1 protein-coding gene is annotated in these 11,249 nt (G+C 72.7%); it reads right to left on the bottom strand.

Going from position 1 to position 11,249, the window contains the following annotated elements; translation table 11 throughout:
• Window positions 1–126 precede the first annotated feature (126 nt).
• On the bottom strand, window positions 127–11,178 hold the full coding sequence (locus ACT2CW_RS32795; protein ID WP_445519230.1) for a type I polyketide synthase: 11,052 nt from the start codon (window positions 11,176–11,178) through the stop codon (window positions 127–129).
• Between the last annotated feature and the right edge of the window lie 71 nt (window positions 11,179–11,249).

The raw sequence follows: 11,249 nt of genomic DNA, 5'->3' as shown, positions 1-11,249 counted from the left end.
CGTCCATGTCGAGGCTCCATGCGAAGAGTCGGCGGTGAGAGGTGGGGATGGGATGGGGATGGGTGCGGGTGTGGGTGTGGGTGTGGCGGAAGGGTCGGCTGGTCAGCGGGGTGGGCGGGGACGGGATCAGGAGATCCCGAACTCCTTCTCGATGTAGTCGAAGAGCTCGTCGTTGGTGGCGGCTTCGAGATCGTCGGACGTCACCGGCTCCTCGGCGGTGTCCACGGTGGCTACGGAGTCCATGGCGTCCACGGCGGACCGGAGCAGCCGGCGCAGCCGGTCGGCGATCTCGGAACGGGCGGGGGCGTCGCTCGGCAGTGACACCAACAGCCGTTCCAGACCGTCGAGTTCGGCGGTGCCGTCGCCCATGGCCGCTTGACTGGCGGGGTCCGGGGCGTCGTCGATGCCGCTGAAGAGCTGTGCGTACAGATAGTCGACGAGCTCGGTCACGGTCGGGAAGTCGAAGATCACGGTGGCGGGCAGCCGGAGCCCCGTGACGCTCCCGAGCCGGTTGCGCAGCTCCACCGCCGTCACCGAGTCCAGGCCGAGCTCCAGGAACGGCCGCCTGGTGGCCACGGCCTCGGCCGAGTCATGGCCGAGGACGGCGGCCACCTGGCCGCGTACGGCATCGAGGAGCCGCCGTTCGCGCTCCTCGGGCTCGGCGTCGGCGAGCCGGTCGCGCAGAGCCGCCACCGTACCGCCCGTGCCGCCGGTACCGACGCCGCCGCTCGGTGCCCCGGCCTCCGCACCCGCGACCGCGACCGCGCCGAGCGCCCGCCGCGCCTCGGGGATCTCATCGAGGAGGTGGCTGGGGCGGGCGGCGGTGTAGGCGTGGGCGAAGCGGTCCCAGTCGATATCGGCGATCACCAGGGCCGTTTCGTCGTCCGCCAGTGCCGCATCCAGGGCGAGGAGCGCCGACTCCGGCGGCAGCAGCGGTACGCCGTGGCGCAGCCGCAGCTCGGTCACCGCGTCCCGTTCGGCCATACCGCCTTGTGCCCAGGAACCCCAGGCCACGGAGGTGGCCACCAGCCCCTGTACGCGGCGGTGGCGAGCCAGGGCGTCCATGTAGGCGTTGGCGGGCGCGTAGTTGCCCTGACCCACCATGCCCACAGTGCCCGCCAGGGAGGAGAACAGCACGAACGCGGAGAGCTCCAGATCCCGGGTCAGCTCGTGCAGCCGCCACGCCGCATCGGCCTTGACGCGCAGCACGCGGTCCACCTGCTCGGGGGTGAGAGCGGTGATGGCTGCGTCGTCCAGGACGGCCGCCGTGTGGAACACCGAGGTCAGCGGGTACGCGGCCGGAATCGACGCCAGAAGCGCGCGGAGCGCGCCCGCGTCCCCGACATCGCAGGCCGCCACGGTCGCCTTGGCCCCCGAGGCGGTCAGCTCGGCCACCAGCTCGGCCGCGCCCGGCGCGGTGTCCCCACGGCGGCTGACGAGCAGCAGATGTTCGGCGCCACGGGCCGCGAGTCGACGGGCCACCTGGCTGCCGAGGGCACCGGTGCCACCGGTGATCAGGACCGTGCCAGGGCCGGAGGACCAGCCGTCGTCGAGCACAGCGCCGAGGCGTGGCGCCCTGACGATACGGCGCCCGAGGATCCCGGTGGCGCGGACCGCGACCTGGTCCTCGTGGCCACCGGCGGCCAGAACGGCACACAGCCGGGCCGTCGTCCGTTCGTCCAGCTCCTGGGGCAGATCCACCAACCCGCCCCAGCGGGTGGCGAGTTCCTGCGCCGCCACCCGGCCCAGACCCCACACCAGCGCCTGTGCCGGGCCGGTCAACGGATCGTGGTCGCCGACGGACACCGCGCCCTGGGTGACACACCACAGCGGTGCGAACAGCCCCGCCGCCTCCAGGCCCTGGATCAGCCGCAGGGTGCGGTGCAATCCGGCGGCCTCGTCGCGGGCGAGCAGCGACAGCACGCCGACCACGGGCGTGGTGGTGTGTGCGGTGAGGGTGGTGAGGGTGGCGAGGGTGTCGGTCCAGCGGCGCGGATCGTCGGGCGCCACGACCACCGTTTCCACCGTGGCCCCGTGTCGGCTGAGGGCTGTGGCGATCGCCTCGTACAGCGCATCGCCCTTCTGATCGGGTGCCAGAACGACGAGCCAGGTGCCGGAGAGCGCGGGCGCGGTGGTGTCGGGCAACGGCTTCCAGCTCTCGCGATACCGCCACGCGTCCATCGTGGACGCCGCGCTCTGCCGCCGATGCCACGCCGACAGGGCGGGCAGCAGGGTCGTCAACTCCGCCCGCGATCCCCCCAGTCGCAGAGTCCGCGCCAGCCCTTCCAGGTCCTCGCGCTCCACGGCCTCCCAGAATCCGGTGTGCGGATCCGGGCCCGCCGTCGCGCTGGCGCGGATCCGGGCCGGGGCGGCGGTGTCCAGCCAGTAGTGGTGGCGTTGGAAGGGGTAGGTGGGGAGGTTGGTGGGGGTGGGGTTGTTGGGGGTGAGGATGGTGGGCCAGTGGGGGGTGAGGCCGTGGGTCCAGAGGGTGGCGAGGGTGGTGAGGAGTTGTTGGGTGGTGCCGTGGTGGCGGCGGAGGGTGCCGGTGGCGTGGGCGTTGGGGTGGGTTTCTTGGATGGCGGTGGTGAGGACGGGGTGGGGGCTGGTTTCGAGGTAGAGGGTGTGGCCGTCGGCGTGGAGGGTGTGGAGTGTGTCGTGGAAGCGGACGGGTTCGCGGAGGTTGCGGTACCAGTACTCGGCGTCGAGGGTGCCGCCGTCGATGGGGGTGGCGGTGACGGTGGAGTAGAGGGGGATGTTGCCGGGGCGGGGGGTGATGGGTGCGGCGAGTTGGAGGAGCTGTTCCCGGATGCGTTCGACGTGTGGGGTGTGGGAGGCGTAGTCGACGGCGATCGCACGGGCCCGGGTCCCGGTGGCTTCCGCTTGTGCCATGACATCGGTGAGCGCGGCGGGACTCCCGGCGATGACGGTGCTGGCCGGACCGTTGACGGTGGCGATCCAGACGTCGTCGTGGCCGGTCAGCAGCTCGCGCGCCTGGTCGGCGGAGGTGGCGAGGGAGACCATGCCGCCCTGTCCGGCGAGTTCTTGGGCGATGAGGCGGCTGCGCAGTGCCACGAGTCGTGCGCCGTCTTCGAGGGTGAGTACACCGGCTACGCACGCGGCGGCGATCTCGCCCTGGGAGTGGCCGATGACGGCGGAGGGCTCAATGCCGAGCGAACGCCACACCTGTGCCAGGGACACCATGACGGCCCAGAGGGCGGGCTGGACCACATCCACCCGCTCCAGCGCCGCCTCCTCCCCGGTCGCCCGCAGGACATCGAGCAGATCCCAGTCGATATGCGGAGCGAGAGCTTGGGCGCAGCGGGCGATGGACTCGGCGAACACCGTGGAATCGGCGAGCAGTTCGGCGGCCATACCGACCCACTGCGACCCCTGCCCCGGAAAGACGAAGACGGCACCGGACGGTGGCTCGCCCGAAACCACGCCGCTGACCACGTGGGCGGCGGGCTCGCCGGTGGCGATGGCGTCCAGCCCGGCCAGGAAGGTGTCCCGGTCGGCGGCCACGACCACCGCGCGGTGCTCCAGCGCGGCCCGATGCCGTGCCAGCGTCCAGCCGATATCGGCGAGATGCCGATCGCTCGTGGCCACGAACGCGCGCAACTGCGCTGCCTGTGCCCGTAGCGCGGCCTCCGAGCGTGCCGAGATCACCCACGGCAGCACACCCTCCGTGGGCGTGGACGGGGACGTGGCGTCCGCCGTCGGGGCCGCTTCGAGGATCACATGGGCGTTGGTGCCGCTGACGCCGAACGACGACACCGCCGCGCGCCGCGCCCGTTCGGCCTCGGGCCAGCTCGTGGTCTCCGTCACCAGCCGCACCGCACCGGAGCCCCAGTCCACATGCGGCGTCGGCTCGTCCACATGCAGGGTGCGGGGAACGACTCCGTGGCGCATGGCCAGCACCATCTTGATGATGCCCGCGACCCCGGCCGCCGCCCCGGTGTGGCCGACATGGGCCTTCATCGAACCCAGCAGCGCCGGGAGTTCGGCGGATCGGCCCTGGCCGTACGTGGCGAGCAGCGCCTGTGCCTCGATGGGGTCGCCCAGCGCGGTACCCGTCCCGTGTGCCTCGATCACATCGACATCGGACGGTGCGAGACGTGCGTTCGCCAACGCCTGCCGGATGACCGACTGTTGGGACGGGCCGTTGGGCGCGGTGAGGCCGTTGGAGGCGCCGTCCTGGTTGATCGCCGAGCCACGGATGACGGCCATCACCTGGTGGCCGTTGCGGCGCGCCTCCGACAGCCGTTCGACCAGCAGCACGCCCACGCCCTCCGCCCACGCGGTGCCGTCCGCCGCCGCCGCGAAGGGCTTGCAGCGGCCGTCGGGGGCGAGCCCGCGCTGATGGCTGAACTCGGTGAACACTCCCGGTGTGGAGATCACCGAGACGCCGCCCACGAGCGCCATCCCGCAGTCGCCGTTGCGCAGTGCCTGTACGGCGAGATGCAGCGCCACCAGCGAGGACGAACACGCCGTGTCCACCGTGACGGCCGGTCCGGTCAGCCCGAAGCTGTAGGCGATCCGGCCGGATGCCACGCTTCCCGCCGCTCCGGTGAAGAGGTAGCCCTCGGACCCTTCGGTGTCGGCGTCCTCACCGCCGTAGCCGTGCGGTACGAGGCCGATGAACACCCCGGTGCGGCTGGAGCGCAGCGACAGCGGGTCGATGCCCGCGTGTTCCAGGGCCTCCCAGGAGGTCTCGAGCAGCAGCCGCTGCTGGGGGTCCATCGCGATCGCCTCGCGCGGCGAGATGCCGAAGAAATCGGCATCGAAGTCGGCTGCGTCCGGGAGGAATCCGCCCTGGTGGACATAGCTGCTGCCGGGGCGCTCGGGGTTGGGGTGGCACAGCGTGTCGAGATCCCAGCCACGGTCCGCCGGGAACGCGGACAGCGTGTCCTGGTCGGACAGCAGCAGCCGCCACAGGTCCTCGGGCGACCGTACGCCCATGGGGAAACGGCAGCTCGTGGCCACGATCGCGATGGGATCGTCCATGGCGGCGGCCGCTCCTGGGACGACGGCGCCCGGCGCGTACGAGCCCGGCGCGTACGCGCCCGCTCCGGCGGCGTCCCCGCCCGTGATCCGGTCCAGCAGATGCCGGGCCAGCGTCAGGGGCGTCGGATGGTCGAAGACGACGGACGGCGCGAGCGCCACGCCCGTGGCCACGGCCAGCCGGTTCCGCAACTCCACGGCGGTCAGCGAGTCGAAGCCGAGGTCCCGGAAGACCTTCCGCGTCTCCACCTCGTCCACCGACGACAGGCCCAGCACGGCGGCCGCGTGGCGGCACACCTCGTTCAGCACTACCCGCAGCCGTGGCGCGCCCTCGGCGGCGTCGGCCACCCGGCGTGCGAAGCCGTCGAGCGCCTCGGGCCCTTCGGCCGCCACGGTGGTGGACGGCAGATCGACCCGTACGGCGGAGGCGGGGCCGACGGGCGCGAGCCAGTAGCGCTCGCGCTGGAAGGCGTAGGTGGGCAGATCGACGGCGGTGGCGTCGCCGGGTGCGAACACCGCCGCCCAGTCGGGGGGCACGCCATGGGCCCACAGGGTGGCGAGGGCGCTGAGGAGCTGCCGGACGCCACCCTGGTCACGGCGCAGGGTGCCGGTGGCGAGGAGGTGCTGGTCGGCGGCGTGGCCGGTCTCCTCGACGGCGGTGGTGAGGACGGGGTGGGGGCTGGACTCCAGGAAGAGGGTGTGGCCGTCGGCCAGCAGAGTCCGCAGTGTGTCGTGGAAGCGGACGGGTTCGCGGAGGTTGCGGTACCAGTACTCGGCGTCGAGGGTGTCGCCGTCGATGGGGGTGGCGGTGACGGTGGAGTACAGCGGGACGTCGCCGGGGTGGGGGGTGATGGGGGCGGCGAGCTGGAGGAGCTGTTCCCGGATGCGTTCGACGTGTGGGGTGTGGGAGGCGTAGTCGACGGCGATCGCACGGGTCCGGATCCCGCTGGCCTCGGCCTTTGCCGTAGCCTCGGCGAGTCCGGCGGGGCTCCCGGCGATGACCGTGGAGGTGGGCCCGTTGACGGCCGCGATCCAGACGCCATCGCGGCCGGTCAGCAGCTCGCGCGCCTGCTCGGCGGAGGTGGCGAGCGAGACCATGCCACCGAGTCCGGCCAGTTCCCGCGCGATGAGGCGGCTGCGCAGCGCCACGAGCCGTGCGCCGTCCTCCAGGGTCAGCACACCGGCGACACACGCAGCCGCGATCTCGCCTTGTGAGTGGCCGATGACGGCGGAGGGCTCGATGCCGAGCGAACGCCACACCTGGGCGAGGGACACCATCACGGCCCAGAGGGCGGGCTGGACCACATCCACCCGTTCCAGCACCGCGTCATCACCGGTCGCCCGCAGTACATCGAGCAGATCCCAGTCGATATGCGGAGCGAGGGCTTGGGCGCATTGGTCGATGGACTCGGCGAACACCGAGGAAGTGGGGAGCAGTTCGGCGGCCATGCCCACCCACTGCGACCCCTGTCCCGGAAAGACGAACACCGGACCGGCGGTCGACCCGGCGGACACCCCGGCCACCACATGGGCGGCGGGCTCCCCGGCGGCGATCGCGTCCAGCCCGGCCAGGAAGTCGTCCCGGTCCCCGGCCACCACCACCGCACGGTGTTCCATGGCGGCCCGCTGCGTCGCCAGCGCCCACCCGATGTCCGACGTCGGCGTGGCGTCGGAGGCGGCGGCGAACGCACCCAGCCGGGCCGCCTGCGCCCGCAGCGCGGCGGGCGAACGGCCCGACACCACCCACGGCAGCACACCCTCCGCCTCGACGAGCGAGTTGGCGGGATGAGCTACGGGAGCGGGGACGGTGGCCGGTGGGGCCTGCTCCAGGACCACATGGGCGTTGGTCCCGCTGATGCCGAACGACGAGACTCCGGCCCGCCGCGCCCGTCCGGCCTCGGGCCAGCCCACAGTCTCCGTCACCAACTCCACACCACCGGACGCCCAGTCCACGTGCGGAGTCGGCTCGTCCACGTGCAGCGTGGCGGGGACGACACCGTGGCGCATCGCCATGATCGCCTTGATGACGCCCGCGACTCCGGCCGCCGCCTGGGTGTGGCCGATGTTGGACTTCACCGACCCCAGCAGCGCGGGCCGGCCGGCGGGCCGGTCCCGGCCGTACGTGGCGAGCAGCGCCTGTGCCTCGATCGGGTCGCCCAGCGCCGTGCCCGTGCCGTGCGCCTCGATCACATCCACGTCGGACGCCGACAGCCCCGCGTCCGCCAGCGCCTGCCGGACCACCTGCTCCTGGGAGCGGCCGTTGGGCGCGGTGAGGCCGTTGGAGGCGCCGTCCTGGTTGACCGCCGTGCCACGGATCACGCCGAGCACCCGATGGCCGTTGCGGCGGGCGTCGGACAGCCGCTCCACCAGCAGCATGCCGACGCCCTCCGCCATTCCGGTGCCATCGGCCCCGGCCGCGAACGCCTTGCACCGGCCGTCGCGGGCCAGCCCGCCCTGGCGGCTGAACTCGGTGAAGATTCCAGGGGTGTTGAGGACGGTCACCCCACCGGCCAGGGCCAGCGAGGACTCCCCTCGGCGCAGTGATTGCACCGCCAGATGCAGGGCCACCAGCGATGACGAGCAGGCGGTGTCCAGGGTGATGGCGGGCCCTGTGAACCCGAGCAGATAGGCGATACGGCCGGAGGCGACGCTGGCGGTCTTGCCGGTGAGGAGATAGCCGTCCACCGCCTCCGGCGCCTCGTGCAGCCGTGGCCCGTACTCCTGGTCCATGGTGCCGACGAACACACCGGTACGGGTGGCGCGCAGCGCGTCGGGCGCGATGCCCGCCCGTTCCAGCAGCTCCCAGGAGGTCTCCAGCAGCAGCCGCTGCTGGGGGTCCATCGCCAGGGCCTCGCGCGGCGAGATGCCGAAGAAGCGGGCGTCGAAGTCCGTGGCCCCGTCGATGAAGCCACCGCTCCGGGCGAAGCTGCTGCCGGCGCCCTCGGTGCCGTGCAGCCGTTCCAGATCCCAGTCGCGGTCGTCCGGGAACGGCGAGGTGGCGTCCCGTCCGTCCGCCACCAGCCGCCACAGGTCCTCCGGGGAGCGCACCCCACCGGGGAGGCGGCAGCTCATCGCGATGATGGCGATCGGCTCGTCGGCGGCGGTGGCGACCTCCGGGGTGGGTGCCGAGGAGGGGGCGGCGGCGAGGTGTTCCGCGAGCCTGGCCGGGGTCGGGTGGCTGAAGAGCGTGGCGGGGGACAGGCGGGTGCCCAGCGCGGCATTGATGCGGTTGCACAGATCGCTGAGCGAGATGGAGTCGAACCCGAGGTCCTTGAAGGTGCGTCCGGTGTCGAGTTCGGCCACCGTCGTATGGCCGAGGACGGCGGCGGCCTGGGCCCGCACCTGATGAGCCACATCAAGGCTCGCGGCACCCGCGGCACCCGCGGCACCCGCGGTGGCCGCCGGAGACGCCACGGCGCCGAACCAGTGGCGCCGCCGCTGGAAGGCGCGGCCGGGCAGCTCGGCCCGGCGGGCGCCGGTCCCGGCGAACACCCGCGCCCAGTCCGGGGCGGCTCCACCCACCCACAGCTCGGCCAGCGAGAGCAGCAGCCGCCGCGTGCCGCCCTCGCCCCGGCGCAGGGTGCCGACGGCCAGGCCGCCGGTGTCCTGGACGGCGGTGGTGAGCACGGGGTGCGAACTGCTCTCCAGGAAGAGGGAGTTGCCGTCGGCGATCAGGTTCTGGACGGTGTCGTGGAAGCGGACCTGTTCGCGGAGGTTGCGGTACCAGTACTCGGCGTCCAGCGCCTCGCCCGCGATGGGGGCGGTGGTGACGGTCGAGTACATCGGTATGTCCCCGGCACGCGGCGCGACCGGCGCCGCGAGCCGCAGGAACTCCTCGCGGATCGCCTCGACATGCGGGGTGTGCGAGGCATACGCCGTGGCCACCCGGCGATGACGCAGCCCGGCGGCCTCCGCCCTGGCCGTGACCTCGGCCAGCCCCTCCGGGCTGCCCCCGACCACCGTCGCACCGGGGCCGTTGACCGCGGCGATCCATACGTCGTCCCGGCCCGTGAGCAGCTCGGCCGCCCGCTCCTCCGACGCGCCGATGGACGCGAGACCGCCCCGGCCGATCAGCGCCGCCGCGAGCCGGCTGCGTACGGCGATCAGCCGGGCACCGTCCTCCAGCGACAGCGCTCCGGCCACGCACGCGGCCGCGATCTCGCCTTGTGAGTGGCCCACGACGGCCGACGGGACGACGCCGAGCGAACGCCACACTCGCGCCAGCGAGACCATCACGGCCCAGAGCGCGGGTTGCAGCACCTCCGCGCGGTCCAGCGCGGTGCCGTCCTCGGTGTCCCGCAGTACGTCGAGGAGGTCCCAGTCGGTATGTGGGGCCAGGGCCTGGGCGCATCGGCCGATGGATTCGGCGAACACGGGCGAGCCGTCGAGTAGTTCGGCGGCCATGCCCACCCACTGCGAGCCCTGCCCAGGGAAGACGAACACCGGACCGGTGGCCGCCGACTCGCCGGCCACCCCAGCCACCACATGGGCGGATGGCTCACCGGAGGCCAGCGCGTCCAGCCCGGCCAGGAACGTATCGCGGTCCCCGGCCACCACCACGGCACGGTGCTCCAGGGCCGTCCGGTGCTCGGCGAGCGACCAGCCGATGTCGGCGGGGGAGACATCGCCGCCCGCCGAACCGCCCGCCGAACCGTTCGCCCAGCCGCCCGTCGAACCGTCCGCCGCACCGCCCGCCGCGAACGACCGCAACCGTGCCGCCTGCGCCCGCAACCCGGCCGGAGTCCGGCCCGAGATGACCCATGGCAGCACCTCACCGCCCCACGCCTCACCGCCCCACGCCCCCGCAACGCTTGCGTCCACGCCCTCGGCGAATGAGACCACCGGGGCCTGCTCCACGACGACATGGGCGTTGGTCCCGCCGACGCCGAAGGACGACACCCCCGCGATCAGCGGCGCATCCGGTCGCGGCCACGCCGACAGCTCGGTCTGCACCCGCAGATTCCACTCCTCCAGCGGAATCGCGAGGTTGGGGGAGCGGAAGTTGAGGCTGGGCGGGAGATGTGCCGCCTTCAAGGAGAGCAGGACCTTGATCAGGCCGGTGATCCCCGCGGCCCCTTCCAGATGGCCCACGTTCGTCTTGGCGGACCCCACCAGCAGCGGCCGGTCCTTCGTCCGCGCGGCGCCGATCGCCTCGGCCAGCGCCGCCGCCTCGACGGGGTCGCCGACGGGTGTGCCGGTGCCGTGCAGTTCGACGTACTGCACCTCGTCGGGGCCGACCCCGGCCGCTGCGTACGCCCGGCGCACCACCTCCGCCTGGGCGGTCCGGCTGGGGGTGGTGAGGCTGTCCCCGCCGCCGTCGTTGTTGACCGCGCCGCCGCGCAGCACCCCATGGATCCGGTCGCCGTCGGCGAGCGCGCGGGCGAGGGGTTTGAGCAGCACCAGACCGCCGCCCTCGCCGCGGACGAAGCCGTTGGCCCGGGCGTCGAAGGTGTAGCAGGTGCCGTCGGGGGAGAGCCCGCCGAAGCGTGCGGCGCTCAGCGCGCCGTCGTACGCGAGATTGAGGTGGACCCCGCCCGCGAGCGCGGTGTCGCATTCGCCGGCGCGCAGGCTCTGGCAGGCCGTGTGCACCGCGACCAGCGAGGACGACTGCCCCGAGTCCACCACCATGCTGGGGCCGCGGGTGCCCAGCAGATAGGAGAGCCGGTTGGCGATCATGCTGCGCTGGAGGCCGGTCAGGGTGTGATGGGTGACCGCGGAGTCGCCGCCGTGCCGCCGCAGCAGCGTGGCGTAGTCGTCGTTGATGGCGCCGACGAACACCCCCGTCCGCCCGTGGGCGAGCCGGGCCGGTGTGAGGCCCGCGTCCTCCAGGGTTTCCCAGCCCAGTTCGAGCATCAGCCGCTGCTGGGGGTCCATGGCGGCGGCCTCGCGCGGCGATATGCCGAAGAAGTCGGCGTCGAAGTGGTCGACCTCGTCGAGGAACGCGCCGAATTCAGTTCCCGCTTCGGCTTCCACTTCGGCTCGGGCCCCGGACCCGCCGCCGGATTGACGCGGAGTCCATCGATCTTCCGGTACGGAAGTGACCGCGTTCGCGCCCTCGCTGAGCAGACGCCAGAATTCCTCGGGCGTCCGGGCCCCCGGTAAACGACAAGAGAAACCGATGACCGCTACCGAATCATGGACATCGTGATGCCATGGCGAATCGGCGACTGTGGACAACTAGGTACACTCCCCCGTGACCTGGTGACCTGGTGATCTGACCCATTTATCGCGCGTGAAAACAAAGATCA

It is taken from the genome of Streptomyces sp. NEAU-174 (assembly GCF_052665095.1).
This window is presented reverse-complemented; position numbering and strand designations above follow the sequence as displayed.